Here is a 26,912-nt window from a genome sequence, read left to right on the forward strand (position 1 = left end):
AATGGCGCGCCGGTAAGCGCGTTCGGGAGAGTATCATGAATGTGCATGCCGCCGCTTTGGCCAAAGCGTATCCGTTCGACGAAGCGACTTCGGCGTTCGCCGGCGACGTGATCGGCAATCTCGCCCGTCACCCGAAGCGGCTGTCGCCGAAATATTTCTACGACGCCACCGGCTCCGAGCTGTTCGAGCAGATCACGGTGCTGCCGGAATATTATCCGACGCGCACCGAGCTTGGCATCCTGCGCGACCGCGGCGACGAGATCGCCGCGATCATCCCTGACGGCGCGGCGCTGGTCGAGTTCGGCGCCGGCGCGACCACCAAGGTGCGCCTGCTGCTCGAGCATTGCGAATTCGCAGCCTATGTGCCGGTCGATATCTCGGGCGATTTCCTCAAAGCCCAGGCCGACGGGTTGCGGAAGGATTTCCCCGGTCTCGGCATCTACCCGGTCGCGGCCGATTTCACCACGCCGTTCACGCTGCCCGAGGCCGTCGCCGCGATGCCGAAGGTCGGCTTCTTCCCCGGCTCGACGCTGGGCAATTTCGAACCGAGCGAGGCCTTGGCCTTCCTGCGCAGCGCACGCCAGATCCTCGGCCACGGCGCGCAGATGATCATCGGCGTCGACCTCGAGAAGGACGAGCGCGTGCTGTACGACGCCTATAACGACGCGGCCGGCGTCACCGCGCGGTTCAACCTCAATGTGCTGGTTCGCATCAACCGCGAGCTCGGCGGCAATTTCGATCTGTCGGGCTTCACGCACCGCTCGATCTACAACCGCGACCGCCATCGCATCGAGATGCACCTGATCAGCCGCAAGGCGCAGACCGTGCGCATCCTCGGCAGTACCTTTGCGTTCCGTCCGGGCGAGAGCATTCACACCGAGAACAGCTACAAATACTCGCTCGAGCGTTTCACCGCGCTCGCCCGCAGCGGGGGCTGGACGGTGCGCGAGAGCTGGACCGACGCCAACACGATGTTCTCGGTGCACGCGCTGGTCGCGGACTAGCACCCAAACCTGGGGACGGGGCAAATCATGGGCAGGCGTCCGCAGCAGATCGCGACGGCGTTGCTCGCCCTGGTCCCGATCCTGACCGGCATCATCACTATGCTCGGCGTCAGCGATCCGCTCTACGCCTCCTCGGGCGTTCCGGCGTTGCCGGTGCTCGACAGCAATTTGCGCTTCTTCGGCGGGGTCTGGCTCGGTCTCGGGCTCGCACTGCTCTGGCTGGTGCCGCGCATCGAGAGCGAGGGCGTGCTGTTTCGGATGGTCTGGGGCGGCATCTTCCTCGGCGGCATCGGCAGGCCGCTGTCGATGCTGATGGTCGGCTTGCCGCCGCTGCCCTTCGTGGGCTTCACCGCGCTCGAAGTGATCGGCGCACCGCTGTTCGTCTATTGGCAGCACCGCGTGGCTACGGCCGGCCGCAAGTAGCGGCGGCCGCTATTCCTCTTCCCCCGTCGACCGCAGCGAGATCGACTCCCACGCCGCGACCACGATCATGATCGCGGTGGTCACGATCGAGAGCACCAGCGGCGACATCTCGCGCGCGAAATAGGCCGTGATCGCCAGCGCGACGATGCCGACGCCGTGCGACAGCTGCAGGAAGTTGCGGATCACATATTTGAACAGGATGGTCCCGACCAGGAACAGCATCGGCCCGCCGATCGAGCTGACGATCGTGTTCAGGTCGGAATGGCCGGACGGGTGTTTCAGGACCAGTTCGTCGGCGACCGCGGTGAGGATGATGCCGCCGACGATCGGCATGTGCAGATAGGTATAGGCGATCCGCGCCACGCGGCCGGATTCCTCGGACTTGGAGATCATGTCCGAGCCGGCCTCGGCGCCCTTGTGGAAATAGATCCACCACATCGCGATGCTGCCGACCAGCGCCGAGATGAACGCGGCCATGTTCTCCGGCGTCCAGGTCAGCTCGGCAAAGGTCGCGCCGTCGACCACGATGGCCTCGCCGAGCGCAATGATGATGAAGCCGGCGCAGCGTTCGGCCATGTGGCCGCCCTCGACCGACCACGCCTCGATCGAGGAGAAGCCGAGCCCCGGGGTCCAGAACCGCGCGGCCGGCGCGATATATTCGATGGTCAGCGCCGCGATCCAGAGCCACATCCGCGTCTCGTGCTCGGCGAAGCCGCCGAGGATCCACAGCACGGCCGAGCAGGATAGCCAGGTCAGGATGCGGATGGCGTTGTGGCGCACCGCCGTCCGGCGCCGCGGCGTCGCCAGCAGCCAGAACGCGGTGCGGCCGACCTGCATTGCCGCATAGGTCCCGGCGAACCACAGCCCGCGGCCCTCGAAGGCGGTCGGTATGGAGGTCGACAGCAATAGCCCGCCCAGCATCAGCACGAACAGCAGCAGGCGGACCGGCGTCAGGTCGGGATTGAGCCAGTTGGTGACCCAGGTGGTGTAGACCCACACCCACCATACCGCGAGGAACAGCAGCGTGACCTGCACCGCCCCAAGCGGGGTGAAGTGGTGCAGCAGCGTGTGCGACAGCTGCGTGACGGCGAAGACGAAGACGAGGTCGAAGAACAGCTCGGCATTGGTGACGCGGCTGTGCTGGTTCGGCACGATGACACGAAACATCGCGCCGCGCGGATTGTCTGCCATCGCTCGAGGCCCCCGCCCGCTGGCCGCCGGGGCCCTAGCCTTCCGGCACGCCGGTTTGCAGGGCCAGCGCGTGCAGCACGCCGCCCATCTGGCCCCTCAGCGACTGGTAGACGATCTGGTGCTGCTGGACGCGGGACTTGCCGCGGAAGGACTCGGAAATAACAGTGGCCGCGTAGTGGTCGCCGTCGCCGGCCAGATCGCGGATCGTCACCTCGGCATCGGGAATCGCTGCCTTGATCATCGATTCGATATCACGGGCGTCCATCGGCATCCCAGTCCACCTCCGTCAGGTCGTTCGAATCAGGCCGCTCGGCCAGATAAACCTAAGGATAAAACCTAGCCCTTGGGGTCTTCTAGGTCATCCCGGGCACACTATATTCCCATTCCCAGCGATTTAAACCTGCATCAATCGGTCACAAGCCATCACGCCAAAATGACCAGAAGAGGCGCAGAATCATGAAGCTCCCCGGCCCCGACCATCCGATCACCATCACGCCCAATGCCAAGCGCGTCCGCGTCACCGCCGACGGCGTCGTGATCGCCGAGACCACCCATGCGCTGACCTTGAAGGAAGCGAGCTATCCGGCCGTGCAATATGTCCCCCGGCAGGACGCCAACATGGAGCTGTTGACCCGCACGGAGCGGATCACGCATTGCCCGTACAAGGGGGACGCGAGCTACTTCAGCATCAAGGCCAACGGCAAGACGCTGGACAACGCGATCTGGACCTATGAGGAGCCCTTCCCGGCCATGACCGAGATCGCCGGCCACCTCGCCTTCTATCCGGACAAGGTGAAGATCGAGGAGGTCGCCTAGGGGAATCGTCGCCTGCCGCAAGCGCCGGGTCTCGCCCGGCCTTTCGTCGCGCGCTGACCCAGCCTGCAAAACGGCAATGCCCGGGCGAGGCCCGGGCATGACGTCGGGAGCGCTCGGCCGATCCCAGCTATACCCGGAATATCGTGAGCCCGAGGATCAGGAGCACCAGGAAGATCACGACGAATACATAGAACAGAAAGCGGGCGATGTCGGCGGAGGCGGCGGAAATGCCGGTGAAGCCAAGCAAACCTGCGATGATCGATACGACAAGGAAGATCAGCGCCCATTTCAGAATTGTCATTGTTCACCCCGGATAGCCGCGCGCGTCCGCCAGTTCGGACGAGAACGCCCGCACCCGACCGCAGTTCCAAAAACGAAACAGATTCGCCGAGATGACCGACCTCGATACTCCCCGATCCGGCCGATTGGGCCTTGCTGAATCGGGTTCCCGATTGCAACATCAGAGTGCAGACCCGGCTGGTGGCACCATGAAATCGATTGCTCACGCGGCTCCGGCCGTCGACATCCAGGCAGCACCGAAGCTCCACAAGCGCAATGTCGCGCTGGACCGCGCGCGTACCTTCCTGACCCTGGTCGTGCTGCTGCACCACGCGGTGATCCCCTACACCTATTTCGGGCACACCGACCCGACATCGTGGATCGGCTTCGACTGCGTGGTGCTCGCCACCGACAGCTTCTTCATGGCGATGTTCTTTTTCCTGTCGGGGCTGTTCGTCTGGCCGGGGCTCGGCAACAAGCCATGGCTGATCTTCCTGCGCGACCGGCTGCTGCGGCTCGGCCTGCCGTTCGTGGTCTGCGCGGTCAGCGTGATTCCGCTCGCCTATTACGCGATCGCGCTGCGTCAGACGCCGGGGCTGAGCTTCTCCGAATTCTGGTGGAAAACCATGACGGTCGGACCATGGCCGAGCGGTCCGATCTGGTTCGTCTATGTCTTGATGGCCTTCGACCTCACGGCGAGCATTCTGTACCGGGTGTCGCCGCGTCTGCTCGATCCGATCAACCGTCTGTCGATCAAGGGATTTCAACGTCCCTCGAAGTTCTGGCTGTTCCTCGTCATCGTCAGTGCCGCCGCCTACCTGCCGATGCTGATTCATTACGGCCAGAACTACTGGTTCGAGTTCGGACCGTTTTCGGTGCAGGCGAGCCGCGTGCTGCTGTATGCGTCCTACTTCTTCATCGGTGCGGGAATCGGGGCGGCGAACCTCGAGGGCGGCGTGCTCAGCGCGCACGGACGGCTGACCGAGCGGCGCTGGTTCTGGACCGGCATCACGCTGATCCCCTACTGTTTGATGTGGGTGATGATCTATATCAAGCGTATGATCATCGGTAACCCCGATCCGCTGCCCGGCTGGTATCTCGGGATCTACGGCAGCTTCTACGTGCTGTTCAGCGCCTCGATCCTGTTCGCGATCCTGGCCTACTTCCTGCAATCGAAATCGTCGGGCCCGACGCTGCTCGACCGCATGCAGGGCGACGCCTACGGCATGTTCCTGGTGCACTATCCGATCGTGCTGTGGCTGCAATACTGGCTGTTCGATATGGAGCTGCCGGCGTTCGCCAAGGCCGCGATCGCGTTCTTCGCCACCGTGGCGCTGAGCTGGGCGGTCACGGCCGTGCTGCGCAAGATTCCCGGCTCAAGATACGTGCTCTAATCACGCCGCGATCTCGCCCCTCGCCGCCACGCTTTCCAGCCGCGGGGCGGCCGCCGCGCGATGGTCGCGGGCGATCAGGATGTAGAAGGTCGGCAGCACGAACAGCGTGAACAGCGTGCCGATCAGCATGCCCATCACCACGACGATGCCGATGGCGAAGCGGCTCGCCGCGCCGGCGCCGTCGGCATAGAGCAGCGGCGCGAGGCCCGCGACCATCGCGGCTGTCGTCATCAGCACCGGCCGCATCCGCACCGCGGCCGCCTTCTGGATCGCGGCGACCCGGTCGAGCCCTTCATGATGCTGGATCTCGTTGGCGAAACTCACCATCAGGATGCCGTGCTTGGAGATCAGCCCGATCAAAGTGACGAGGCCGATCTGGGTGTAGATGTTCAGCGTGGCGAAGCCGAAATACAGCGGCAGCAGCGCACCGCAGACCGCGAGCGGCACCGTCACCATGATCACCAGCGGATCGCGGAAGCTTTCGAACTGCGCCGCCAGCACCAGGAAGATCACGATCAGCGCCATGCCGAAGGTCACGATCAGGCGGTTGCCCTCCTGGACATATTGCCGGCTGTCCGAGAGCCAGTCGACCGTCATGCCCGGCGACAGTTTCTGCGCCTGCATGAACGACACCGCCTGTCCCATGGTGACGCCGGGCTTGAGCACCGCCGAGATCGTCGCCGCGTTCATCTGGTTGAACTGCGGCAGCCGGTTCGGCTCCGGCTTGACGTTGACCTTGATCACCGTCGACAGCGCGAACATCTGCCCCGAGCTCGAGCGGACGTTGAAGTTTCCGAGCCCTTCGGGCGTGACCCGGTCGGCCTGGCGCACCTGCGGGATCACCTCGTAGGAGCGTTCGAAGAAATTGAAGCGGTTGACATAATTCTCGCCGACCAGCACCGCGAGCGTGTCGGCGATGGTCTGCATGCTGACTCCGGCCTCGGCCGCCTTGGCGTGATCGATGGTGATCCGCGCGGTCGGGCTGTCGAAGGCGAGGTCGCTGTCGACGAAGGCGAACAGCCCGCTCTTCCATGCAGCCTGCTTCAGCGTCTCGACCTCCTGATAGATGGTCGCGAAGTCGCCGGCCGAGCGCACCACCATCTGGAACGGCAGGCCGCCGGTCGCCGCCGGCAGCGCCGCCGGCTGGAACGGCGTCACGCTGGCGCCGAGCACGCCGTAGGACATGCCGTAGAGCTGGTTCTGGATGTCGTTGGCCGAGCGCTTGCGCTTGTCCCAATCGGTCAGGGTGATGCCGCCGAAGGCATGGTTCTGCCCGTCGGTGCCGTTGATAAACCAGCTCGCGTGGTATTCGGGAAACGAGCGAAACAGCCGCTCGATCTGGTCGGAAGAGCGCGTGGTGTAATCCACACTGGCATATTGCGGCGCGCGGAGCACGGTGAACACATAGCCCTGGTCCTCGGAGGGCGCGAGCTCGCGCTGGCTGCCGAGGAACAGCACCACGATCGCCGCCAGCACGCTGAATGCCACCAGCAGCACTGCGGCGCGCATCTTGAGCGTCGCGGCCAGCAGCCGGCCGTAGCCGCGCGACAGCCTTGAGAACTGATGCTCGACGAAACGGGCAAACCGGCCGTGCGAGGTCGCTTCGCCGAGCAGCTGCGCGCTCATCATCGGCGACAAGGTCAGGGCGATGACGCCTGAGACCACCACCGAGCCCGCCAGCGTGAAGGCGAATTCGCGGAACAGGCTGCCGGTCAGGCCGCCCATCAGGCCGATCGGCGCATAGACCGCGGCGAGCGTGATCGTCATCGCGATCACGGGACCGATGATCTCGCGCGCGCCGATCAGGGCGGCGTCGCCGGGGCTCCGCCCTTCCTCGATGTGGCGATGAATGTTCTCCACCACGACGATGGCGTCGTCGACCACGAGCCCGATCGCCAGCACCATCGCGAGCAGGGTCAGGAGATTGATCGAGAAGCCGAGCGCCAGCATCATCGCGGCGGTGCCGACCAGCGACAGCGGCACGGTGACCACGGGGATCAGCACGGAGCGGAACGATCCCAGGAACAGCAGGATCACCACCACAACGATCGCGATCGCCTCGGCCAGCGAATGCTGCACCTCTGATATCGAGGCCTTGACGAAGTGCACGATGTTGAAGACGTCGGCAACCTTCAAACCGGGCGGTGCCACGCGGTTGAGGTCCTCGATCACCTTGCCGGTGGCGGCGACGATCTCCAAGGGGTTGCCGTCGGGCGTCGGCTGCACCGCAATGTAGACAGTGGGCCTGCCGCTGTCGCGCGCATTGGAATCGTAGTTCTCGCCGCCGATCTCGAGCGTCGCGACGTCGCCGAGGCGCACCAGGCCTCCGCCGCCGGCGCCGGTCTTGATCACCATCTTGCGGAAATCGTCGAGATTGCGCAGATCGGTCGCCGCGGTGATGTTGGTGACGGTCATCTCGCCGCGCAGCCGCCCAGGCGCCGCCTGCACGTTGTTGGACCGCAGCGCGGCGGAGATATCGGCCGCGGTCAGCCCGCGCGCCGCGAGCTTGAACGGATCGATCCACACCCGCATCGCCAGCGACGATCCGCCCGAGGTGTCGGCCGACGCGACGCCGGGCACCGAGGTAAGCAGCGGCTGCGCTACGCGGGTCGCGAAGTCGGTGATCTGCGCCGGCGTCAGCGTGTCGCTGGTGAAGGCGATGTACTGCACCGCCGACGCGCCGTCGGTGATCTTGGTGATGACAGGGTCGAACACGCCGGCCGGCATCCGGTACTTGACCTGCTGCACCTTGGCGAGCACCTCGGTCATGGCGCGGTCGGCATTGGCGTTGAGCACCAGCTTGGCCTTGATCTGGCTGAGGCCGAGCGTCGAGTTCGAGGTCATGTACTCGATGCCGTTGGCGGTCGCGATCGATTGCGCGATGACAGACGTCACGAAGCCCTGCATGACGTCCTGGGTCGCGCCGGGAAACGACACGTCGACCTGGATCGTCGCGCTCTCCATGCTGGGATATTGCCGCACCGGCAGCGAGACCATCGCCGCGGTGCCGATCAACAGGATCAGCAGGCTGACGACCGTCGCCAGAATCGGTCGGCGGATGAAGATGTCGGTGAAATGCATGATGATTCCTCGGGCGCTGCTCGCGAAGCTAGCGTCCCTTCTCCGGCGTCTCCGCCATGGTCGTCTGGACGGCCGCGCCGGGCATGACGCGGAGCTGGCCCGCGGTGACGATGTGATCGCCGGGCGAAAGCCCCTGCTCCACCACGACACGCTCGCCGATCCGTTGCCCGGTCTTCACGGCGACGCCGACCGCCTTGTTGTCGCGCACGACCAGCACGCTCTCGCCGGATGCGCTGGTCTGGATCGCGGTGACCGGCACCACGATGGCGTCCGGCTGCGGCGGCAGCACGACGTTCACCATCGCGAAGAGGCCCGGCCGCAGCAGCCGGTCGGGATTGGAAAACAGGGCTTGCACGAGGACATTGCGGGTGTCCTCGGCGACCTGCGGTTCGATGGCGTTGATCTTTGCCTCGAACACCCGATCGGGGAAAGCGTCGGTACGGATCGTCACCGCGCCTCCCACCTTCAGATTTGACAGGCGCTGCTGCGGAACGGTGAAATTGGCATAGAGCTGGTCGAGCGCGGTCAGCGTCGCGAGCGCATCGCCGGCATTGACGTATTGGCCGAGATTGACCTTGCGCAGGCCGATCTGGCCCGCGAACGGCGCCCGGATCGTCATCTGCGCGATCTGCGCATCGAGCTGGTCGAGCGAGGCGTCGGCCTGCTTCAGATCTTCCTGCCGCTGCTGCAGCGTCTCCTGAGTCACGAAGCCGGACGGCGCGAGGCCCTGCGAACGCTTCTCCTGCAGCTGCGCAAATCGTCCCTTGGAGACCGCGACCGCGCGCGCGGCGCGCAGCGGCGCGTCATAGAGCTGCACCAGCGGCGCGCCCTCGGCGAAATCGGTGCCGGCATCGAAGTTGATCGCGGTGACGCGGCCGGCAACCTCCGGCGCCAGAATCACCTGCCGCACCGCCTGCAGCGAGCCGATCGCCTCGATCGACCGCGGCAAGGTTTCGGTCCGCACCACCATCGCCGCCACCGGCGTCGGCGGCGCTTCGGCGGTGGCCTTGGCCGAGGCGCTGGATCCGCCTGCGCGCCAGGCAAGCAAGCCGGCCGCGGCACAGACGAGCAACAGAACGGTGATGCCGAACGGCTTGGCACGAAGCCCGAGCCAGCGGCGCGACGACAATGATGCGGACGGCATATCGCTTCCAAGAACGAACCCCGGCGTGTCGGCCGGAAGCTTGCCCCTGCAAGCCCGCAACTGATATAGAACCTCAAGTATGGTTGAGGTCAAGGCTGGCAGCTTGCAAGACTTCTAACGCAAGATTTCCAATGCAGGACCTCTGATCAGGGATTGCTTGGTCAATGACGCTTGCGCAGGAGCTTTCAGTCGGCGAAGTGGCGCGGCGCAGCGGGCTTGCCGTCTCCACCCTTCACTTCTACGAGAGCAAGGGGCTGATCGCGAGCCGGCGCACCGGCGGCAACCAGCGCCGCTACATGCGCGGCGTGCTGCGACGGATCGCGGTGATCAGGATCGCGCAGCGCGCCGGGATCCCGCTGGAAGAGATCAGGCAGACCTTCGCCGCGATACCGCTCGATCGCGCGCCGACCGTGCGCGAATGGGAGCGCGCGATGCGGGCCTGGACCGAGACGCTGGAGCAGCGCATCAACGATCTCACCGACCTCCGCGACAAGCTGTTCAACTGCATCGGCTGCGGCTGCCTGTCGGTGACCGACTGCCCGCTGCGCAATTGCGACGACAAGCTCGGCGCCCAGGGGCCGGGCCCGCGCATCCTGATCACCGCGGCCGAACGCCGGGCGCGGCGCAAGCGGCGGGGCTGACGGCGTTTTCGCGGCCGACAAGTTGCGCACAACCTGCCTTTGGTCACATCCCGCCAGGTGATTCTCAGGTATGCTGGCCGGACTGCTTGACCCTAGGGAGTCCTGAGATGAACGACCCACAAGTTGGATGGATCGCCGCCATCATCGTCGGCGGACTGGCGGGCTGGCTCGCCGAAATGTTCATGAAGTCCGGAACCGGCATCTTCATGAATATCATCCTCGGCATTGTCGGCGCCGCGCTGGCGAACTGGCTGTTGGGTCTGCTCGGCGTGTCGCTCGGCGGAGGTTGGCTCAGCTATCTCGTCGCCGGCTTCATCGGCGCCTGCATCATCATCTTTGCCTGGCGCGCGGTCCGCGGCGCGACATAAGGCATGATCCGAAGGGATCAAGTTCGGAATAGAAATGGCGCGATGATGGGTTCATCGCGCCATTGAATCGTTGCTCGCGGCGCCTGATCCAGCCGGATCAGGCGGCGGTGCCGTGCATGTAGTTCGGCAGCCAGTGCTCGAAAGCGCGCGACAGGCTTTCGACCGCAACCGGCGACTCCCCAGCCACTGCGATCGCATCTCCGCCGGTGGTGCCGATGCGCGCGCAGGGCACGCCGGCACCCTTCATCTTGGCCAGCACGAGGCCTGCGTCGGCGGCCGGCACGGTGACGATGTAGCGGGCCTGATCCTCGCCGTACCAATAGGCATGCGGCACGATCGAGGCCGGCGCGGCCAGGAGCTGCGCGCCGATGCCGCTTGCAATCGCCATTTCGGCGAGCGCGATCAAAAGACCGCCGTCGGAGACGTCGTGCACCGCGGTCGCGGTGCCGGCGTGGATCATGCCGCGCACCACGTCGCCATTGCGCTTCTCGGCAGCGAGATCGACCGGCGGCGGAGCGCCCTCCTCGCGGCCGCAGACGTCGCGCAGATAGACCGACTGGCCGAGCCAGCCCTGGGTGTCGCCAACCAAGAGGATCGCCTCGCCGGCCGTCTTGAATGCCAGGGTCGCGGACTTGGTGAAGTCGTCGAGCAGGCCGACGCCGCCGATCGAAGGCGTCGGCAGGATGCCGCGGCCGTTGGTCTCGTTGTAGAGCGAGACGTTGCCGGACACGACCGGGAAATCCAGCGTGCGGCAGGCCTCCGAAATGCCCTTCAGGCAGCCGACGAACTGGCCCATGATCTCGGGCCGTTCAGGATTGCCGAAATTGAGATTGTCGGTGATCGCGAGCGGCCGGCCGCCGACCGCGGTGATGTTGCGCCAGGCTTCGGCGACCGCCTGCTTGCCGCCCTCGAACGGATCGGCCTCGCAATAGCGCGGCGTGACGTCGACGGTGAGCGCAAGGCCCTTCGGTCCGTCCTCGACGCGAACCACCGCGGCATCGCCACCGGGGCGCTGCATGGTATTGCCGAGGATGACGTGGTCGTACTGCTCCCACACCCAGCGCTTCGAGCACAGCTCGGGCGTGCCGATCAGCTTTTCCAGCGCGTCCGCGATGCCGAGCGGCGGCTTGACGTCCTGGCCGCGGATCACCGGCAGCGTATTCGAGGCGACGTGCGGACGGTCATAGACCGGCGCCTCGTCGCCGAGTTCCTTGATCGGCAGGTCGGCCATCACGTCGCCAGCATGCTTGACGACGAAGCGCTTGGTCGGCGTGGTGTAGCCGACGATGGCGAAATCGAGCCCCCATTTGCGGAAGATCGCCTCGGCCTCTTCTTCCTTCTCGGGCTTCAGCACCATGAGCATGCGCTCCTGGCTCTCCGAGAGCATCATCTCGTAGGCGCTCATGCCGGTCTCGCGGGTCGGCACCGCGCTGAGGTCGAGCTCGACGCCGAGGTCGCCCTTGGCGCCCATCTCGACCGCCGAGCAGGTCAGGCCCGCCGCGCCCATGTCCTGGATCGCGATCACGCAACCCTTTTCCATGATCTCGAGGCAGGCTTCCAGCAGCAGCTTCTCGGCGAAGGGATCGCCGACCTGCACGGTCGGGCGCTTCTCCTCGGAGGCGTCGTCGAATTCGGCCGAGGCCATCGAGGCGCCATGAATGCCGTCGCGGCCGGTCTTGGAGCCGAGATAGACGATCGGCATGTTCACGCCGGAGGCCGCCGCATAGAAGATCTTGTCGGCGTCGGCGAGCCCGACCGCCATCGCGTTGACCAGGATGTTGCCGTCGTAACGGGTGTGGAAGCGAACCTGGCCGCCGACCGTCGGCACGCCGAACGAATTGCCGTAGCCGCCGACGCCCGCGACCACGCCGGACACCAGATGCCGGGTCTTGGGGTGCTCGGGCGCACCGAAGCTCAGCGCGTTCAGGCAGGCGATCGGGCGCGCGCCCATAGTGAAGACGTCGCGCAGGATGCCGCCGACGCCGGTGGTCGCGCCCTGGTAGGGCTCGATGTAGCTCGGGTGGTTGTGGCTCTCCATCTTGAAGACCACGGCCTGCCCGTCGCCGATGTCGATCACGCCGGCATTCTCGCCGGGGCCCTGGATCACCCAGGGAGCCTTGGTCGGCAGCCCGCGCAGATGGATGCGCGACGACTTGTACGAGCAATGCTCGTTCCACATCGCCGAGAAGATGCCGAACTCGGTGAAGGTCGGAACCCGCCCGATCAGCTTCAGGATGCGCTCGTACTCATCCGGCTTCAGCCCGTGGGCGGCGACGAGTTCGGGGGTGATTTGGGGCTCGTTCTTGGCGTCGTTCTTGGGCACGTTCATGGGACCCTTAATAGGTAGATAGAACGGGGGCGAAAAGGCCTTTTAGGGCCCATTTCCGGCCTGTCCAGAGCTTTGCGGCAGCTGGCCGCGCCCCGGGATTTGGTCCCGGGATTTGCACAATGGGGATGGATCGGATTTAAGGACCCGAACCCGATAATTGAAGGCCATATTTCGTGAACGAGCTCGCCAAAACCGCATTCAACCGCCGCCCCGACCTGCACGTCGAAACCGAGGGCGAATTCGCCGGCTGGCGAACCTGGACCCGGGACAATTTCGAGACCCATACCGGCCCGTTTTACCACCGCATGGACGAGAACGGCCGCATCACCTGCGCGTTCCGGGTCGGCAAGAAGCACCTCAACGGCTCCGGCAACGTCCACGGCGGCTGCTTCATGACCTTCGCCGATTACTGCCTGTTCGCGCTCGCCGGCTCGGTGCTGCAGGGCCCGGGCGTCACGGTTTCGTTCGCCTCGGAATTCCTCGACGCCGCCCGCGAGGGCGACCTGATCGAGTGCACCGGCGAGGTCACCCGCGCCGGCATGTCGCTGATCTTCGTGCGGGGCATGCTGACATCGGCGGAGCGGCCGCTGTTCACCTTCTCCGGCACCATCAAGCGGGTGAAGCGCAGGGCGCCGGCGCAGGCAACGGCGTAAAGCGTGTGACGTCTGTGGAAATGCGCCGTCATCGCGCCGTTACATCGGACCAGACTGAATCGGCAGCGCAGCTCTAGATTGATCCGCTGGGCGTAGCCACATATTCGGGTCGTCCCTGCGAAAGCAGGGACCCATAACCACAGATGGTCATTGTTGCGGTCGTCGAACGACGAGTCCCCTTAACCACACCCGCCGCGGAGTATGGGTCCCTGCTTTCGCAGGGACGACGTGTGGAGGGAGCCCGGGCTCTCGTTCTTTCCGGTGTCATACCCGCGCATGCAGGCATCGATTCTTGTTTTGCTTTGGCGCGTTTTCTTCACGCGAACCGGTGTCCACTTCGCTCGAAAATGCTAGCGCGTTGTGTTCACGCGCGTTCTTCGCGTGAGGCAATACGAACTGCGGTTGTGACGCATCGACGCACTGTCGTTGCGTCGTCGCGCGCGCGTCACATGCGCGTCAGGCAAGCCCCCGAAGATTGCTGAACGGTTTCCGTTTGTGCGTTCGCGCAGCGATGTTGGGGCATCCTCATGAAATTGAAGACTTTCGTTTCCGTTACGACGGCGATGTCGCTTGTCGCGTCGCTGGCATGGACTGCAACTGCGGCACGCGCCGGTCAAGACGGCGATAATGGTGATCGCGGCGTTGGCGATGCTCGCGGTCACGATCAGGATCAAGACCAGGACCATGACGGTGGTCATCATGGCCGCAAGCCGCGCGTGGTGATGATCTCGCTCGACGGTGCCAAACCCGATTTCATCCAGAAGTTCATCGAGGAAGGCGTGCTGCCGCGCGACGGCGGCCTCGCCCGGCTCAGCCGGCGCGGCGCGGTGGCGTTGCAGAACGTGACGGCGTCACCGTCGCTCACCGCGGTGTCGCATATCGCGATCGCGACCGGTTCGACGGCGGTCCACAACGACATCCCCTCGAACACGTTCGAGCCGATCGTCGGGCCGATCTCCGGCAGCATCAGCGGCTTTGCGGCGCCGATCGGCGGCTACAGCGAGAGCCCGCTCGGGCCATCGCCGCACCCGACAGCGGTGCCGTTGTGGGTGCAACTGCGCCAGCAGGGCAAGAAGGTCGTCACGGCGACCTGGCCCGGCGGCGACGGCGCCGACATCTCCATCAACAAGACCGTGGTGCAGCCGGCCCAGCCGACCCGCATCACCGACTTCACGGTCCCGTTCGGCGCGTTCGGCGGCATCGGGGCCCAGGGCTTTTCGCTGTCGCGAGGCGACTTCACGACCGACCCGAGCATCGTGGCGGCGCTGCAGGCTGCCGGCCATTTCTCGTTCAGCCCGGTGCTGGTGACCTCGGCACCGATCGAGACGTTCTCCTGCTCCGCCGCGGCAACCGCGACCTGCACCAACGCCTCGACGCTCGACGTCAAATATTCGATCCGTGTCGCCGCGATCGACACCACCAACGATCGTAAGGTGAACTACGACACGCTGGTGTTCTTCGATGCCAACCGCGGCATCACCGCAGGCCCGTTCCACGCGCCGTCGACCGGACCGGCCTATGTCAAGTTCGGCGGCGAGAACGCACCGTTCTTCTTTGAAGGCAGCGGGGCGAAGGTTGGTGCCGCGTACTTCGTCTCTGCGCTGTCTCCCGATCTCTCGGTGGTGCGCTTCGCCCGCTACGGCGCCAACTACATCCCGCGCAACACGCCTGTTCTCGCCGACGTCGACGACATCAACAACAACATCGGGTTCTGGCGTCCGCAGGCCGACTTCCGCATTCCGGAGCGGCTGAGCCCGGGCTTCACCAATTTCCCCGACGTCGAGATCGAGACGATGTTCGAGGATATGGTGAAGACCTTCGTGCGCTACCAGGCCAATATCGGCGAGCGCGCGATCAAGACCCATCCGGACGCCGACCTCGTCATGGTCTATATCGAGCAGCCCGACGGCTCCGAGCACCAGTTCCTGCTGACCGATCCCCGCCAGGGCACCAACCCGACCGACCCGAATTCGATCGGCGCCAACCAGGATGCCGCCAAGGTCAAGCGATACGCGTCCTACATCCGTTTCGCCTACCAGACGGCCGACAGAGCGGTGAAGCAGATCGCCGATGCGGCGGGCCGCGACAGCAACGTGATCGTGGTGTCGGACCACGGCTTCGCGCCGTTCCACACCTCGGTCAATCTCACCAACATCCTGCGCAACGCCGGGATCGACACCAGCAAGGTCGGGATCCGCACGTCCGGCCCTGCCGCCGACATCTACATCAACCTGCAGAACCGCGAGCTCGGCGGCACCGTCGATCTGGCGACCTACCGCACACTGGTGGCGCAGATCACCGACGCGGTGAAGAACGCGGTCGACCCCAATGCCCGCTTCAACTACTCACTCAAGGACCAGCGCATCTTCACCGTCGTCGAGACCCGGCCGCTGCAATGCGACGCCGGAACCGGACAATGCATCAGCAAGACCATCGGCCAGGACTATGGCGACGTGTTCGCGCTGATGGCGCCCGGTTACAATTTCGACGGCATCCAGAACCCCGGCGTCGCGCGCCAGGGCGACGCGCCGTTCAACGCGGCAACCACCATGCTGTCGATGCCGAACTTCTATGGCGCCCACGGTCACGACCCCGAGCTTCCGGTGATGAGCGCGACGTTCATCGCCGCGGGGCCGCAGATCCGCAAGGACACCGTGGTGCGGCACATGCGCAATATCGACGTGGCGCCGACCATCATGCGGATCCTCGGCTCGGCACCGCAGCAGGTCGACGGCGAGGTGCTGGGCCAGGTCCTGCGCTAGGATTTCGGGCAAATTCCGCGCGACGGACGCCGGGCCGGCGTCCGTCGCTTTTTCCATACTCGCGCATATCCGGCTCGGAATTGCGCGCCTGATCCGTCGCCCCTAGCCTTTCGCCCCGCCACCAAGCTACATTCGCTCCATCGCGCGCCAATGCGCGAAGGGAGCCAATCAAGGTGCCGCAGAGCACAGCCAGAGAATCATCCGGAAAAATTCGAAGCGGTTTCCTCTCGCGACAAACGCAGAACGCGTTGGCGCGGAGATCATGCTCAAACCAAGAGCCAGGACGGGCGTGACGGCTCCCGCGAGAGTGCCCACTCCGTCGACGCCGGGCGCGCGCGGCTGGCGCGACTATGCGCTGCTGCTGGCGCTGGCCTGCTGCTGGAGCTCGACCTACCCGCTGACCAAGATCGGGCTCGGCTCGATCCCGCCGGTCACCTTCATTTCCGCGCGCTCGCTGGTGGCCGCCGCCTTCCTGCTCATCGTGCTGCGCGTTCGCGGCATCCGCATCCCGACCGACATCAAAGCCTGGAAGCTGTTCGCGTTCCAGCAGACCATCAACTCCACGATCCCGTTCCTGGTGATCACCTGGGCGCAGCTTTACGTGCCGGCATCCAACACCGTGGTGCTAGCCTCGACGACGCCGATCTTCGCCTTCCTGATCACCTGGGCGATCACGCGACACGAGCCGGCCTCGCTGCTCAAGCTGGTCGGCGCGATCCTCGGCCTCGCCGGCACGGTCGCGATCATCGGCCTCGACGCGCTCTCAGGCTTCGGCAAGGAGATCTTCGCCGAGATCGCGATCCTGCTCGCCACCGTCTCGTTCGCCTGCGCCACGATCTTCGGGCTTCGGCTGTCGGACTATGATCCGATGGTCGTGGCGGCCGGCTCGCTGTTGTTCGGCGGCACCGTGCTGCTGCCGGTCGCCCTGATCGTCGACCATCCCTGGACCCTGCACCCGACGCCGCAAGCGCTGGTCGCCACCGTCGTCATGGGCATCTTCTCCAGCGCGTTCGGCCTGATGCTGTTCTACATGTGCCTGACCCGGCTCGGCACGCTCACGACCAATGCGCAGGGCTACTTGCGCATTCCGATCGGCGTCGCGCTGTCGGTGATCCTGCTCGGAGAATCCGTGCCGTCGAATCTCGCGCTCGGCCTGTTGCTCGTCATGGCCGGCGTCGCCGCGATGACGGTGCCCGTCGAAGCTGTCAAGCGCTGGCTGCGAAAGCTGTAGAAGCGGGTACTTGTACACAGCCTGTCGACGTCATTGCGAGGAGCGACAGCGACGAAGCAATCCATATCTCCACTTGCGGCACGATGGATTGCTTCGCTCCGCTCGCAATGACGAGTCACATACGTCTATCGCAGCTCAAGCCGACAGCCGCTTCTGCTCCGCGCGTCCGGCGGCGCCGCGAAGCCGCTACTTCTTGTCGTCCGCCAGCAGGGCGCGGTATTTCGCGACGTCGCGCGTCACCAGCTGCTGCAGCACCTCGGGCGCGAGCTCATTGGCGTCGGGGGCGACGGTCGACAGGTCGGCGAAGCGCTTCTTCACCGCCTCGCTCGCGACCGCGGTGCGCGCGGCGGCGTTGAGCTTGGCGATGATCTCGGGCGGAGTGCCCTTCGGAGCGAACAGGCCGTTCCAGCCTTGCGCCTCGAACTCGGGCAGTCCGGCCTCGGCCGAGGTCGGCAGTTCGGGCAGCGACGCAAGCCGCACCGTCGAACCGACCACGACCGCTTTCACCAGTCTGTCGTCGATCGCCTGCGACACCGAGGCCGCGGCATCGCAGACCCCGTCGATCTGGCTGCCGATCGCGTCCGTCAGCGCGAGCGCCGCGCCGCGATAGCCGACCAGCTGCACGTCGATGCCGGCGGCATGCACGAAGCTCTTGCAGATCAGGTAATTCGAGGAGCCGACGCCGGCATGGCCGAGATTGACCTTGCCCGGATTCTTCCTGGCGTAGTCGATGAATTCCTTGAGGTCCTTGGCCGGAAAATCCTTGCGCAGCGCGACGATGCCGAAGGTCTTCGCGACCATGGCGATCGGCGCGAAGGAGTCAGGCGTGAACGGCAGCTTCGGATAGATCGTGTAGGTCGCGGCGTTGGTGCCGGCATTGCCGATCGCGATGGTATAGCCGTCCGGCTCGGCCCGCGCAGCACGGGCGAGCGCGGTCGAGCCGCCGGCGCCGCCGACATTCTCGATGATGATGCTCTGGCCGAGCGCGGCGCCCATCTGGTCGGCGACCGCGCGGGCGATAACGTCGGAGGTGCCGCCTGCCGTGAACGGCACGATCATCGTGATCGGACGCTTCGGGAAGTCCTGGGCGTGCGCACAGGTGAACGGAAGCGCGATGAAAACTGCCAAAGTCCAAAATTGTACGGACAGATTGCGATAGGCCTGGAACACCATCTTGCTCATTTCGGATATCTAGAATCGCTCTTCCCAATCAGGAATTTTCAGTCGAAGAACGCGAGGCCAGAGGAGATCGACAGTGGTTGAACGCACTTGCCAAACCCAATGGTCTCGGTAACCAACCTCAGCCAAGAGACTTCCGATCTGCTGGCTTAGTTCGGTCATTTCAGGTAGCTCGAAAAGGTGGTCGATATTGTTGTAGACAACAATGTCAAACTTCAAGCGGTTGCTGTATTTGAGCTTTTTCTTTACCGCTGCGACTATCCAATCGACCCATCGCTCACCGGCTTCTCTGACCTCTCGCGAATCGTGATGGGATAGGGAGGTTGGTGAAGCACTTTCTTTGAGCCGCCGATACTCCTCGTCCCGCTTTCGACCAGGTGTGAGTACTTCAGTAATTTCAACTTGCAGTTCATCGCCCGCGGAGCGCAGGACACCGTCCGGAAACTCTCCGTACTCGAGCCTACACTCTTGGTAACCGAGGGTAGTTGCGAGATCGCGCAATATCAGCGCCTCCCTTAGAGGCTTCCAGCGACCACCAATGAGTAGATCGACCTCGATTTCTTCGTCTAGCTTCGCAACGTGACGGGAGAAATCACGGGTCTTTTGCCACTGGAACAGGACCGCCAGCTTTTCCGCGACTAGAGCCGAGACTGGCTCCTCGGTCACGCCGCCTCTTCGTGATGCTGGACCAGCCCTGCAAACAGGCCGCGGCCGTCGGTGCAGCCCATGATCTCTTCGACGTGGTTTTCCGGATGCGGCATCATGCCAAGCACGTTGCCGCGCTCATTGACGATGCCGGCGATCGAATGCGCGGCGCCGTTCAGATTGGAGGCCTCGTCGACCACGCCCTCCGGCGTGCAGTAGCGGTACAGCACCCGCCCGTCGCCCTCGAGCCGCTTCAGCGTCTCTTCGTCCGCCTCGTAGTTGCCTTCGCCATGCGCCACCGGCACGCGGATCACCTGGCCGGCATTGTAGCCGCGGGTGAACGGGGTGTCGGAGCGCTCGACGCGCATATGCACGTCGCGGCAGATGAACTTCAGCCCGGCATTGCGCATCAGCACGCCCGGCAACAGCCCGGACTCGCAGAGGATCTGGAAGCCGTTGCAAACGCCGAGCACGAGCCCGCCCTTGGCGGCGAAGTCGCGCACCGCGTCCATCACGGGCGCGCGCGCCGCGATCGCGCCGCAGCGCAGGTAGTCGCCATAGGAGAAGCCGCCGGGCACCACCACGAGGTCGGTACCCTTGGGCAGCGCGGTCTCGGCATGCCAGACCATCGCGGTCTCATTGCCGGATGCGAGCTTGAGCGCACGCGCCATATCGCGCTCGCGGTTGATACCGGGGAAGACGAGGACGGCTGATTTCATGGAGTTGGTACTTCGTTCAATTCGAGACGTGTCTCTATGCGGTCAAGACGCCCTTCGTGGCGAACCAGCGTCGCGTGAATACCGGAAATCTCCTGGAACACGCCGGTAATTTCCTGGCGGATACCATTCTGAGACGTTCGCGATGCCTGCATTTCCTGCTTCAACTCATCGATCTTGCCGTCGACCTGAGCCAAACGCGCCTGGACCGATTTCATCACTTCGAACATCGGCTCCATCGTCACGTCGGCCATATTGCTTGCCCTCAAGCCTTCAATTCGATCGCGTAGTTCTCGATCACGGTATTCGCCAAGAGCTTGTCGGCGGCGGCTTTCAGCGCCGCCTCCGCCTTGGCCTTGTCGGTCGCGGCGAGTTCGATGTCGAACACCTTGCCCTGGCGAACGCTGGCGACGCCATCCACACCGAGCGATTTCAGCGCGCCCTCGATCGCCTTGCCCTGCGGATCGAGGATGCCCGACTTCAACGTCACAGTCACACGTGCCTTCACGGTCGCCCCTTCAGCTTAGCTCTTCACCAGCACCGGGCCGCTGCCGGCCGGGCGCTCGTTCTCGATCAAAATGCCGAGCCGTTTTGCCACTTCGGTGTAGGCCTCAAGCAAGCCACCCAAATCACGGCGGAAACGGTCCTTGTCGAGCTTCTCGTTCGACTTGATGTCCCACAGCCGGCAGGAGTCCGGCGAGATCTCGTCGGCGACGATGATCCGCATCATCTCGTTCTCGAACAGCCGCCCGCACTCCATCTTGAAGTCGACGAGGCGGATGCCGATGCCGAGGAAGAGGCCGGTCAGGAAGTCGTTGACGCGGATGGCCAGCGCCATGATGTCGTCGATCTCCTGGGGCGTCGCCCAGCCGAAGGCGGTGATGTGCTCTTCCGACACCATCGGGTCGTTGAGCTGATCGTTCTTGTAATAGAACTCGATGATCGAGCGCGGCAGCTGGGTGCCCTCCTCGATCCCAAGCCGCTGCGACAGAGAGCCGGCGGCGACATTCCGCACCACCACCTCGAGCGGCACGATCTCGACCTCGCGAATCAGCTGCTCGCGCATGTTGAGGCGGCGGATGAAGTGGGTCGGCACCCCGATGTCGTTGAGGTGCTGAAACAGGTACTCCGAAATCCGGTTGTTGAGGACGCCCTTGCCCTCGATCACCTGGTGTTTCTTGGCGTTGAACGCGGTCGCGTCGTCCTTGAAGTGCTGGATCAGGGTTCCCGGCTCGGGGCCTTCGTAAAGCACCTTGGCCTTGCCTTCATAAATACGGCGTCGACGGCTCATTGGGATGTACCGTGTTTTGTTGAAATCCATGGATTTGGGTGCTCCGGATGACTTGGGGTTACGACCCACGACGGAGCTGCCGCGGAGGCCTGGAACCTGGGTAATCCAACTGGAAACAGAACAAGAACCATGCCTGTTGGCAACCTATCCGATTGGCCCATCCAGCACAATCGATAGTGCCCCCTTGGGGGCACTTATACCGCCCTATCATAAAGGGCCGATTCCGCCAGATTTGCCTGCGGCTTAACGGCTCGTTGTCTTGCCGATTCCTCCCACTTATCTAGGCAGGCATCGGGGTTGCCGCAACGCGCGGCGGCCCTCATTCAGCAAGGGAATTGGAACTTCAGCCATGAGCGAATTCAACAAGCGCGAGGAAGGTTTCGAGAAGAAGTTCGCCCTCGACGAGGAGCAGAAGTTCAAGGCTGAAGCCCGCCGGAACAAGCTGCTCGGCCTGTGGGCCGCCGAGAAGCTCGGCATCACGGGCGATGCCGCCAGCGCCTATGCCAAGGAAGTGGTCGCCGCCGACTTCGAGGAAGCCGGCGATAACGACGTGCTGCACAAGGTTCTGAAGGACCTCACCGCCAAGGGCCAGGCCGTTACCGAGCGCGATATCCGCGCCAAGATGGACGAGCTGCTGGCGGTAGCCGCGGCGCAGGTCAAGGCGGGAAGCTGAGTTCCCGGGACACTGACCAACTCGACCTTTACGCGCGCCGGACGCCGTTCCGGCGCGACGTGTTTGTGCCCCTCGTCCTGGTGAAATCGGCACGGAGGATGTCGAGCAGACGGCGTGAGGCGGCACTGAGGAAGCCGCCATGCCGCGTCACGGCGACGACCTCGTGGCTTGCGGCGAGATCGCCGACGCGGATCGTCGCGATCCTGGAGCTACCCAATTCCTCCGCCGCATTGCTTTGTGACAGCAGCGCGATCCCGAGCCCGGCCTCGACCAGGCGCTTCTGCGCCGTGAGGCTGTCGACCGGCGTCCAGCCGACCTCGCCGAGCCCGTGCGTCAGGAACAGGGCGAAGACGTGCGAGGCGGTGATTTCGCGGCGCCCCGGCACTTCCGGGAAGGCGATCCACCGCTCATCCCTGAGATCGGCAAGCTTGCCGACCCGGCGTCCCGCCAGCGGATGGTCCGGCGCGCAGACCACCCAGAGCGGCTCGGCAAACAGCACCTCGCAATCGAGGTCGCGCGAGCGGTCGCGGTCGTAACGCAACCCGATCGTCGCCTCGCCGCGCCGGATCAAGTCGCTGACCTCGGCGCTGGTCGCGGTGCGCAGCGTCAACGCAACGTCCGGATGCCGGCGGGCAAAGCGCTTCAGCACGTTCGAGAGCCGCTCGCCGGCGAGCGTGCCGGTCACCGCCAGCGCCACCGGGCCGGAATTGTCGCGCAGCAGCGCGCGCACGGCGTTCTCGGCATCCTGCGCCGCCGCCACCGCCCGTTCGGCATAGGGTACCATCACCCGCCCGGCGTCGCTCAGCCGCGTCTTGCCCGCGATCCGCTCGAACAGGGGCACGCCGAGCTCCTGCTCGAGCAGCGCGATGCGCCGCGAAATCGCCGGCTGCGAGCGATGCAGCGCCTTGGCGGCATGCGAGATCCCGCCGCGGCGATGCACCACCAGGAACGTGTTGAGCGCGTCGCTGTCCATGCCGAACCTCATGCAAAAAACTGATGATATCGAGAGAAATAACAAATTTGTCTGATGGGCGAAACCGCCCTATCGCTGCTGCCAGTCGCTTTTGACAACAGCAGGAGTTCACATGCGCACCCAGGCGGACAAGGCAGCACGGTTTCGCGAGCTGCATCAGCGGCCCGGCGCCTTCATCATTCCAAATCCGTGGGACGCCGGGACGGCGAAGCTGCTCGCATCCATGGGCTTCGAGGCGCTTGCGACCACCAGCCTCGGGGTCGCCAACACGCTTGGCCGTTCGACCGTCAGCCTCGACGAGATCATCGAGAATTGCCGGGAGATCGCCGAGGCCACCGAGCTGCCCGTCAATGCCGATCTGGAGAATTGCGGCGCCGACATGCCGAAGCTTGCGGCCGAGGCGGTCCGGTTCGCCGCCGAAGCCGGCGCGGTCGGCGGCTCGATCGAGGATTCGACCGGCGACCCGCAGCGCCCGATCTACGATTTCACGCTCGCCGTCGAGCGGGTGCAGGCCGCGGTCGAGGCCGCGCGAGCGTTGCCCTTCCCGTTCACGCTGACGGCGCGGGCGGAGAACTTCCTGCACGGCCGCAAGGATCTCGACGACACCATCAAGCGGCTGCAGGCGTTCGAGGCCGCCGGCGCCGACGTGCTGTATTCGCCGGGCCTCTACGATCTCGCCACCATCAAGGCCGTGGTGTCGTCGGTCAAGAAGCCGTTCAACCTGGTGATGGGCTATGCCGATCCGACCTTGACGGTCGAGCAGCTGTCGGCCGCCGGCGTCAAGCGCATCAGCGTCGGCGGCGCGATGCAGCGCCACGCGCTGGCTGCGTTCCTGCGCTGTGCCCGCGAGATGAAGGACAACGGCGCGTTCAGCTTCGTCCGCGATATGGCGCCGGTGAAGGAGGTCCGCGCGGCATTCAACTGATCGCCCCCTCATCGCGAGGTGCGCCGCCGGCCAGCGCGAAGCATGCCAGCGCCGCCCCGGATTGCCCGAGGCGGCGCCTTCTAGAATCTGGTATGCTGGCGCCGGCACCGCAAGCCCGGCCGAGGCGTTACCAGACCTGACGATTCATCGCAGGTCGCGGCTTGCAGCCAGCCTCAGGCAATGCCAAGAGAGCGGGATGTCCCAAGATCACATTTCCAACGTCCTCGCCGAACGTTACGCCTCGCCCGCCATGCGCGCCATCTGGAGCGGCGAAGGCAAGGTCCGCCTCGAACGCGACTACTGGATCGCCGTGCTGAAGGCCCAGCGCGATCTCGGCATCGCGGTGCCGGATGGCGTGATCGAGAGCTACGAGCGCGTCAAGGACCAGATCAACCTGGCCTCTATCATGAAGCGGGAGCGCGTCACCCGCCACGACGTCAAGGCCCGCATCGAGGAGTTCTGCGAGCTCGCCGGCCATGAGCACCTGCACAAGGGCATGACCAGCCGCGACCTCACCGAGAACGTCGAGCAATTGCAGGTCTACCGCGCGCTGCAGCTCATCGAGATCAAGAGCATCGCCGCGCTCATCCGTTTTGCCACGCGCGCGAAGCAATTGCGCGACGTCCCGTTCACCGCGCGCACCCACAACGTCGCCGCGCAGGTCACGACGCTCGGCAAGCGCATCGCGATGTCCGGCGAGGAGATGCTGCTGGCGCATCAGAGCCTGGTCAATGTGCTGCAAACCTATCCCGCCCGCGGCCTGAAGGGCGCGGTGGGCACCCGTCTTGACCAGATCACCCTGTTCAATGGCGATGCCGGCAAGGCGCGCGCGCTCGAGCAGCGCGTCCTCGTCCACCTCGGCCTGCCGAAGGCGCTCGACGCCGTCGGCCAGGTCTATCCGCGCAGCCTCGACTTCCGTGCGGTCAGCGTGCTCACCGAGCTCGCCAGCGGACCCGGCAATTTCGCCAAGACCATCCGCCTGATGGCAGGCCACGAACTCGCCAGCGAAGGTTTTGCCAAGGGCCAGGTCGGCTCCTCGGCGATGCCGCACAAGATGAACAGCCGCTCCTGCGAGCGCATCAACGGCCTGCATGTGATCCTGAAGGGCTATCTCGCGATGGCCGCAGGGCTTGCCGGCGATCAGTGGAACGAAGGCGACGTCTCCTGCTCGGTCGTCCGCCGCGTCATGCTGCCCGACGCCTTCCTCGCCATGGATGGCCTGCTCGAAACGCTGCTCACAGTGCTTGACCAGATGGAGGTGTTCGAAGCCGTCGTCGAGACCGAGCTCAACCGCTATCTGCCCTTCCTGCTGACCACCACGGTGATGATGGAAGCGGTCAAGAAGGGCGCGGGCCGTGAAGGCGCCCACGAGGCGATCAAGGAGCATGCCGTCGCGGCCATCGGCGACCTGCGCACCGGCAAGATCGTGCAGAACGATCTGCTGCAACGTCTCGCCGCCGACAAGCGTCTTGGCTTGAGCGCAGCCGAACTGCAGCACGTGCTCGACCAGGGCCGCGCCAATTCCGGTGACGCCGGCGCCCAGGTCGATTTCTTCGCCGAGCAGGTCGAGGCCCTGGCCAAGGCCAAGCCGGAAGCCGCGAGCTACGCGCCGGGCACGATCCTGTGAGGTCCGGGCGCGGTCGAGGAGCAAGAAGCGTGAAGCGTTCCCGTCATTCCGGGATGGTCCGAAGGACCAGACCCGGAATCTCGAGATTCCGGATCGCCGCTCCGCGTCGTCCGGAATGACGCTGCCGTCGCTTACGCGACGCTAGCGTCACTCCTCCTTGAAGCCGTATTCCGGCACGTTGCCGCTGGCGCCGTAATATTTGTACGGCAGGAACTTGCCGCTCATGGTGATCTTGACGCGGTCGCCCTTCGGATTGGCGACGCGCTCCAGCGCCATGTCGAAGTCGATCGCCGACATGATGCCGTCGCCGAACTCCTCCTCGATCAGCGCCTTCCACGCCGGGCCATTCACCATCACCATCTCGTAGAAGCGGTAGATCAAGGGATCGGTCGGCGGCATCGGCGTGCCGGTGCCGCGCATCGGCACCTCGTTGAGCATCGCGATCTCGGCCTTCGACAGCCCGAACAATTCGCCGGCGTTGGCCGCCTGGGGCTTCGTCAATTTCATCTGGCCGAGGATGGCGCCCGTGATCAGCACGTCGGAATAGCCGCCGATCTTCCCGCAGATGTATTTCCAGCTCCAGCCCTTCTCGCGCTTGATGTCGAGCAGCTTCTCGGTGAGGTCTTCGCGTTTCATCAGGTTTCCTCCTCAGGCTTCAGCGCGCAGCGCTCTGCGCGGGATTGGGTTCGACGACGCGTGGCGGCGAGACGATCACGGGCTCGCCGACGCCGGGCCGCACCGTCGGCACGCGGCGCGGATCGTGACCGGTCACCTCGGCGGCAAAGCTCTTGCTGCGGCTGACCAGGAAATCGACGATATGGTTGCGCAGCGCATAGTAATAGGGATGGCGGTGCAGGTCGATGCGGCCGCGCTCCTTCGGCAGCGGGTTCTCGACGATCTCGGCCAGCACGGCGCCCGGACCGTTGGTCATCAGGAAGATCTTGTCGGCGAGGAAGATCGCCTCATCGACGTCGTGGGTGATCATGAAGGTGGTCTGCCCGGTCTCCAGGCAGATCCGCCGCACCTCGTCCTGCAGCGTGCCGCGGGTCAGCGCGTCCAGCGCCGAGAACGGCTCGTCCATCAGCATGATCTTCGGGGTGATCGACAGCGCCCGCGCGATGCCGACGCGCTGTTTCATGCCGCCGGAGAGCTCGGACGGATGCTTGTGCTCGGAGCCGGTGAGCCCGACGAGATCGATGAACTTCTGCGCATGCGCCTTCACCCGCGCACGGTCCCATTTGCGCCATTTCGAGCTGACGGCATAGGCGACATTGCCCAATACGGTGCGCCACGGCAGCAGCGCATGGCTTTGGAAGATCACGGCGCGGTCGAGGCTGGTGCCCTCGATCCCCTGACCGTCGACGATCACCGTGCCCTCGCTCGGCTCGTCGAGGCCGGCGAGGATGTTCAGCACCGTGGTCTTGCCGCAGCCGGAATGGCCGATCACGCAGCCGAACTCGCCGCGCGCCATCGACAGCCAGAAATTCTCGAACACCGCGGTGGTGCCGCCGCCGGCGCCGGGATAGCGCCGCGCGATGCCCTCGATGGAGATGAACTTGTCGGTCAT

At 64.9% G+C, this 26,912-nt stretch carries 27 protein-coding genes; 12 read left to right on the forward strand and 15 right to left on the reverse strand.

Going from position 1 to position 26,912, the window contains the following annotated elements:
- Positions 1-35 precede the first annotated feature (35 nt).
- Complete coding sequence (gene egtD, locus ACVWYP_RS31840) at positions 36-1,004, forward strand: L-histidine N(alpha)-methyltransferase (RefSeq protein ID WP_304496051.1); 969 nt, start codon at positions 36-38, stop codon at positions 1,002-1,004.
- Positions 1,005-1,031: 27 nt separating this feature from the next.
- Entirely contained in the window at positions 1,032-1,427 is a 396-nt protein-coding gene (locus ACVWYP_RS31845) for a DUF4345 domain-containing protein (protein WP_304496052.1), read from the forward strand.
- Between the two features lie 9 nt (positions 1,428-1,436).
- On the opposite strand, the gene ACVWYP_RS31850 is transcribed toward ACVWYP_RS31845, so the two are convergent.
- Complete coding sequence (locus ACVWYP_RS31850; protein WP_304496053.1) at positions 1,437-2,618, reverse strand: low temperature requirement protein A; 1,182 nt, start codon at positions 2,616-2,618, stop codon at positions 1,437-1,439.
- A gap of 34 nt (positions 2,619-2,652) precedes the next feature.
- The gene (locus ACVWYP_RS31855) at positions 2,653-2,889 is read right to left on the reverse strand and encodes a BolA family protein (RefSeq protein WP_024518049.1); all 237 of its coding nucleotides are present in this window, start codon (positions 2,887-2,889) and stop codon (positions 2,653-2,655) included.
- 185 nt (positions 2,890-3,074) lie between these two features.
- Here ACVWYP_RS31855 and ACVWYP_RS31860 point away from each other — a divergent pair, with 185 nt between their 5' ends.
- The gene (locus ACVWYP_RS31860; RefSeq protein WP_304496054.1) at positions 3,075-3,434 is read left to right on the forward strand and encodes a DUF427 domain-containing protein; all 360 of its coding nucleotides are present in this window, start codon (positions 3,075-3,077) and stop codon (positions 3,432-3,434) included.
- Positions 3,435-3,561: 127 nt separating this feature from the next.
- Here the strand turns inward: ACVWYP_RS31860 and ACVWYP_RS31865 are convergent, their stop codons facing one another.
- Positions 3,562-3,735, reverse strand: coding sequence for a DUF1328 domain-containing protein (locus ACVWYP_RS31865; protein WP_024582607.1), 174 nt, complete (start codon positions 3,733-3,735; stop codon positions 3,562-3,564).
- Between the two features lie 187 nt (positions 3,736-3,922).
- Here ACVWYP_RS31865 and ACVWYP_RS31870 point away from each other — a divergent pair, with 187 nt between their 5' ends.
- Positions 3,923-5,107 (forward strand): acyltransferase family protein, encoded by a 1,185-nt coding sequence (locus ACVWYP_RS31870; RefSeq protein WP_028339889.1) that lies wholly within the window; start codon positions 3,923-3,925, stop codon positions 5,105-5,107.
- Here the strand turns inward: ACVWYP_RS31870 and ACVWYP_RS31875 are convergent, their stop codons facing one another.
- Together ACVWYP_RS31875 and ACVWYP_RS31880 are read right to left on the reverse strand one after the other, a co-directional pair.
- The gene (locus ACVWYP_RS31875; protein ID WP_304496055.1) at positions 5,108-8,188 is read right to left on the reverse strand and encodes an efflux RND transporter permease subunit; all 3,081 of its coding nucleotides are present in this window, start codon (positions 8,186-8,188) and stop codon (positions 5,108-5,110) included.
- 28 nt (positions 8,189-8,216) lie between these two features.
- Positions 8,217-9,332 (reverse strand): efflux RND transporter periplasmic adaptor subunit, encoded by a 1,116-nt coding sequence (locus tag ACVWYP_RS31880; RefSeq protein ID WP_304496056.1) that lies wholly within the window; start codon positions 9,330-9,332, stop codon positions 8,217-8,219.
- A 164-nt stretch (positions 9,333-9,496) separates the two neighbouring features.
- Between ACVWYP_RS31880 and soxR the strand changes: the two genes are divergently transcribed.
- Both soxR and ACVWYP_RS31890 read left to right on the forward strand, forming a co-directional pair.
- Positions 9,497-9,973 (forward strand): redox-sensitive transcriptional activator SoxR, encoded by a 477-nt coding sequence (soxR, locus tag ACVWYP_RS31885; RefSeq protein ID WP_057018397.1) that lies wholly within the window; start codon positions 9,497-9,499, stop codon positions 9,971-9,973.
- A gap of 107 nt (positions 9,974-10,080) precedes the next feature.
- On the forward strand, positions 10,081-10,341 hold the full coding sequence (locus tag ACVWYP_RS31890) for a GlsB/YeaQ/YmgE family stress response membrane protein (RefSeq protein ID WP_016843463.1): 261 nt from the start codon (positions 10,081-10,083) through the stop codon (positions 10,339-10,341).
- A 97-nt stretch (positions 10,342-10,438) separates the two neighbouring features.
- Here the strand turns inward: ACVWYP_RS31890 and purL are convergent, their stop codons facing one another.
- Complete coding sequence (purL, locus tag ACVWYP_RS31895; RefSeq protein ID WP_304496057.1) at positions 10,439-12,670, reverse strand: phosphoribosylformylglycinamidine synthase subunit PurL; 2,232 nt, start codon at positions 12,668-12,670, stop codon at positions 10,439-10,441.
- Between the two features lie 173 nt (positions 12,671-12,843).
- Here purL and ACVWYP_RS31900 point away from each other — a divergent pair, with 173 nt between their 5' ends.
- The 3 genes from ACVWYP_RS31900 to ACVWYP_RS31910 all read left to right on the forward strand — a co-directional run bounded on the left by ACVWYP_RS31900 (position 12,844) and on the right by ACVWYP_RS31910 (position 17,316).
- Positions 12,844-13,323 (forward strand): PaaI family thioesterase, encoded by a 480-nt coding sequence (locus tag ACVWYP_RS31900; RefSeq protein ID WP_057018395.1) that lies wholly within the window; start codon positions 12,844-12,846, stop codon positions 13,321-13,323.
- A 527-nt stretch (positions 13,324-13,850) separates the two neighbouring features.
- Positions 13,851-16,085, forward strand: coding sequence for an alkaline phosphatase family protein (locus tag ACVWYP_RS31905; RefSeq protein ID WP_304496058.1), 2,235 nt, complete (start codon positions 13,851-13,853; stop codon positions 16,083-16,085).
- Positions 16,086-16,347: 262 nt separating this feature from the next.
- A complete protein-coding gene (locus ACVWYP_RS31910; protein ID WP_304496059.1) occupies positions 16,348-17,316 on the forward strand; it encodes a DMT family transporter in 969 nt (322 codons plus the stop codon).
- A gap of 186 nt (positions 17,317-17,502) precedes the next feature.
- Here ACVWYP_RS31910 and ACVWYP_RS31915 read toward each other — a convergent pair whose 3' ends face one another.
- From ACVWYP_RS31915 to purC, 6 genes are read right to left on the reverse strand one after another with little or no spacing between them, the layout of a single operon-like run.
- Entirely contained in the window at positions 17,503-18,498 is a 996-nt protein-coding gene (locus ACVWYP_RS31915) for a tripartite tricarboxylate transporter substrate binding protein BugD (protein WP_304496060.1), read from the reverse strand.
- A gap of 9 nt (positions 18,499-18,507) precedes the next feature.
- On the reverse strand, positions 18,508-19,161 hold the full coding sequence (locus ACVWYP_RS31920) for a PDDEXK family nuclease (protein WP_304496061.1): 654 nt from the start codon (positions 19,159-19,161) through the stop codon (positions 18,508-18,510).
- Entirely contained in the window at positions 19,158-19,859 is a 702-nt protein-coding gene (gene purQ, locus ACVWYP_RS31925; RefSeq protein ID WP_304496062.1) for a phosphoribosylformylglycinamidine synthase subunit PurQ, read from the reverse strand. Before purQ ends, ACVWYP_RS31920 begins: the two co-directional genes overlap by 4 nt.
- Positions 19,856-20,110: a hypothetical protein gene (locus ACVWYP_RS31930; protein WP_304496063.1), complete on the reverse strand. Its 255-nt coding sequence runs from the start codon at positions 20,108-20,110 to the stop codon at positions 19,856-19,858. The genes purQ and ACVWYP_RS31930 overlap by 4 nt, the downstream gene beginning before the upstream one ends.
- Before the next feature lie 11 nt (positions 20,111-20,121).
- A complete protein-coding gene (gene purS / locus ACVWYP_RS31935) occupies positions 20,122-20,364 on the reverse strand; it encodes a phosphoribosylformylglycinamidine synthase subunit PurS (protein WP_057018386.1) in 243 nt (80 codons plus the stop codon).
- Between the two features lie 15 nt (positions 20,365-20,379).
- Complete coding sequence (gene purC, locus ACVWYP_RS31940; RefSeq protein ID WP_016843454.1) at positions 20,380-21,147, reverse strand: phosphoribosylaminoimidazolesuccinocarboxamide synthase; 768 nt, start codon at positions 21,145-21,147, stop codon at positions 20,380-20,382.
- A gap of 349 nt (positions 21,148-21,496) precedes the next feature.
- Between purC and ACVWYP_RS31945 the strand changes: the two genes are divergently transcribed.
- Positions 21,497-21,820, forward strand: coding sequence for a DUF1476 domain-containing protein (locus tag ACVWYP_RS31945; RefSeq protein WP_016843453.1), 324 nt, complete (start codon positions 21,497-21,499; stop codon positions 21,818-21,820).
- A gap of 28 nt (positions 21,821-21,848) precedes the next feature.
- Here the strand turns inward: ACVWYP_RS31945 and ACVWYP_RS31950 are convergent, their stop codons facing one another.
- Positions 21,849-22,793 carry a LysR family transcriptional regulator gene (locus tag ACVWYP_RS31950; protein WP_304496064.1) on the reverse strand — a complete coding sequence of 315 codons (945 nt, stop codon included), beginning with the start codon at positions 22,791-22,793 and terminating at the stop codon, positions 21,849-21,851.
- 112 nt (positions 22,794-22,905) lie between these two features.
- Between ACVWYP_RS31950 and ACVWYP_RS31955 the strand changes: the two genes are divergently transcribed.
- Positions 22,906-23,718, forward strand: a complete 813-nt coding sequence (locus ACVWYP_RS31955; protein ID WP_304496065.1) for an isocitrate lyase/PEP mutase family protein — start codon at positions 22,906-22,908, stop codon at positions 23,716-23,718.
- Between the two features lie 196 nt (positions 23,719-23,914).
- Positions 23,915-25,345, forward strand: coding sequence for an adenylosuccinate lyase (purB, locus tag ACVWYP_RS31960; protein WP_304496066.1), 1,431 nt, complete (start codon positions 23,915-23,917; stop codon positions 25,343-25,345).
- 147 nt (positions 25,346-25,492) lie between these two features.
- On the opposite strand, the gene cynS is transcribed toward purB, so the two are convergent.
- The gene (cynS, locus tag ACVWYP_RS31965) at positions 25,493-25,981 is read right to left on the reverse strand and encodes a cyanase (protein ID WP_304496067.1); all 489 of its coding nucleotides are present in this window, start codon (positions 25,979-25,981) and stop codon (positions 25,493-25,495) included.
- A 19-nt stretch (positions 25,982-26,000) separates the two neighbouring features.
- On the reverse strand, positions 26,001-26,912 hold the full coding sequence (locus ACVWYP_RS31970; protein WP_304496068.1) for an ABC transporter ATP-binding protein: 912 nt from the start codon (positions 26,910-26,912) through the stop codon (positions 26,001-26,003).

The sequence above is a fragment of the Bradyrhizobium sp. USDA 3262 genome (assembly GCF_054060035.1).

Bases quoted from the DNA above. Each gene is read 5' to 3' on its own strand.
- egtD (WP_304496051.1), top strand. From the start codon at position 36: ATGAATGTGCATGCCGCCGCTTTGGCCAAAGCGTATCCGTTCGACGAA.
- ACVWYP_RS31845 (WP_304496052.1), top strand. From the start codon at position 1,032: ATGGGCAGGCGTCCGCAGCAGATCGCGACGGCGTTGCTCGCCCTGGTC.
- ACVWYP_RS31915 (WP_304496060.1), bottom strand. From the start codon at position 18,498: ATGAGCAAGATGGTGTTCCAGGCCTATCGCAATCTGTCCGTACAATTT.
- ACVWYP_RS31955 (WP_304496065.1), top strand. From the start codon at position 22,906: ATGCGCACCCAGGCGGACAAGGCAGCACGGTTTCGCGAGCTGCATCAG.
- purB (WP_304496066.1), top strand. From the start codon at position 23,915: ATGTCCCAAGATCACATTTCCAACGTCCTCGCCGAACGTTACGCCTCG.
- ACVWYP_RS31890 (WP_016843463.1), top strand. From the start codon at position 10,081: ATGAACGACCCACAAGTTGGATGGATCGCCGCCATCATCGTCGGCGGA.
- ACVWYP_RS31850 (WP_304496053.1), bottom strand. From the start codon at position 2,618: ATGGCAGACAATCCGCGCGGCGCGATGTTTCGTGTCATCGTGCCGAAC.
- ACVWYP_RS31880 (WP_304496056.1), bottom strand. From the start codon at position 9,332: ATGCCGTCCGCATCATTGTCGTCGCGCCGCTGGCTCGGGCTTCGTGCC.
- ACVWYP_RS31945 (WP_016843453.1), top strand. From the start codon at position 21,497: ATGAGCGAATTCAACAAGCGCGAGGAAGGTTTCGAGAAGAAGTTCGCC.
- ACVWYP_RS31930 (WP_304496063.1), bottom strand. From the start codon at position 20,110: ATGGCCGACGTGACGATGGAGCCGATGTTCGAAGTGATGAAATCGGTC.
- cynS (WP_304496067.1), bottom strand. From the start codon at position 25,981: ATGAAACGCGAAGACCTCACCGAGAAGCTGCTCGACATCAAGCGCGAG.
- ACVWYP_RS31970 (WP_304496068.1), bottom strand. From the start codon at position 26,912: ATGACCGACAAGTTCATCTCCATCGAGGGCATCGCGCGGCGCTATCCC.
- purL (WP_304496057.1), bottom strand. From the start codon at position 12,670: ATGAACGTGCCCAAGAACGACGCCAAGAACGAGCCCCAAATCACCCCC.
- ACVWYP_RS31860 (WP_304496054.1), top strand. From the start codon at position 3,075: ATGAAGCTCCCCGGCCCCGACCATCCGATCACCATCACGCCCAATGCC.
- soxR (WP_057018397.1), top strand. From the start codon at position 9,497: ATGACGCTTGCGCAGGAGCTTTCAGTCGGCGAAGTGGCGCGGCGCAGC.
- ACVWYP_RS31910 (WP_304496059.1), top strand. From the start codon at position 16,348: ATGCTCAAACCAAGAGCCAGGACGGGCGTGACGGCTCCCGCGAGAGTG.
- ACVWYP_RS31865 (WP_024582607.1), bottom strand. From the start codon at position 3,735: ATGACAATTCTGAAATGGGCGCTGATCTTCCTTGTCGTATCGATCATC.
- ACVWYP_RS31875 (WP_304496055.1), bottom strand. From the start codon at position 8,188: ATGCATTTCACCGACATCTTCATCCGCCGACCGATTCTGGCGACGGTC.
- purQ (WP_304496062.1), bottom strand. From the start codon at position 19,859: ATGAAATCAGCCGTCCTCGTCTTCCCCGGTATCAACCGCGAGCGCGAT.
- purC (WP_016843454.1), bottom strand. From the start codon at position 21,147: ATGAGCCGTCGACGCCGTATTTATGAAGGCAAGGCCAAGGTGCTTTAC.
- ACVWYP_RS31870 (WP_028339889.1), top strand. From the start codon at position 3,923: ATGAAATCGATTGCTCACGCGGCTCCGGCCGTCGACATCCAGGCAGCA.
- ACVWYP_RS31855 (WP_024518049.1), bottom strand. From the start codon at position 2,889: ATGCCGATGGACGCCCGTGATATCGAATCGATGATCAAGGCAGCGATT.
- ACVWYP_RS31950 (WP_304496064.1), bottom strand. From the start codon at position 22,793: ATGGACAGCGACGCGCTCAACACGTTCCTGGTGGTGCATCGCCGCGGC.
- ACVWYP_RS31905 (WP_304496058.1), top strand. From the start codon at position 13,851: ATGAAATTGAAGACTTTCGTTTCCGTTACGACGGCGATGTCGCTTGTC.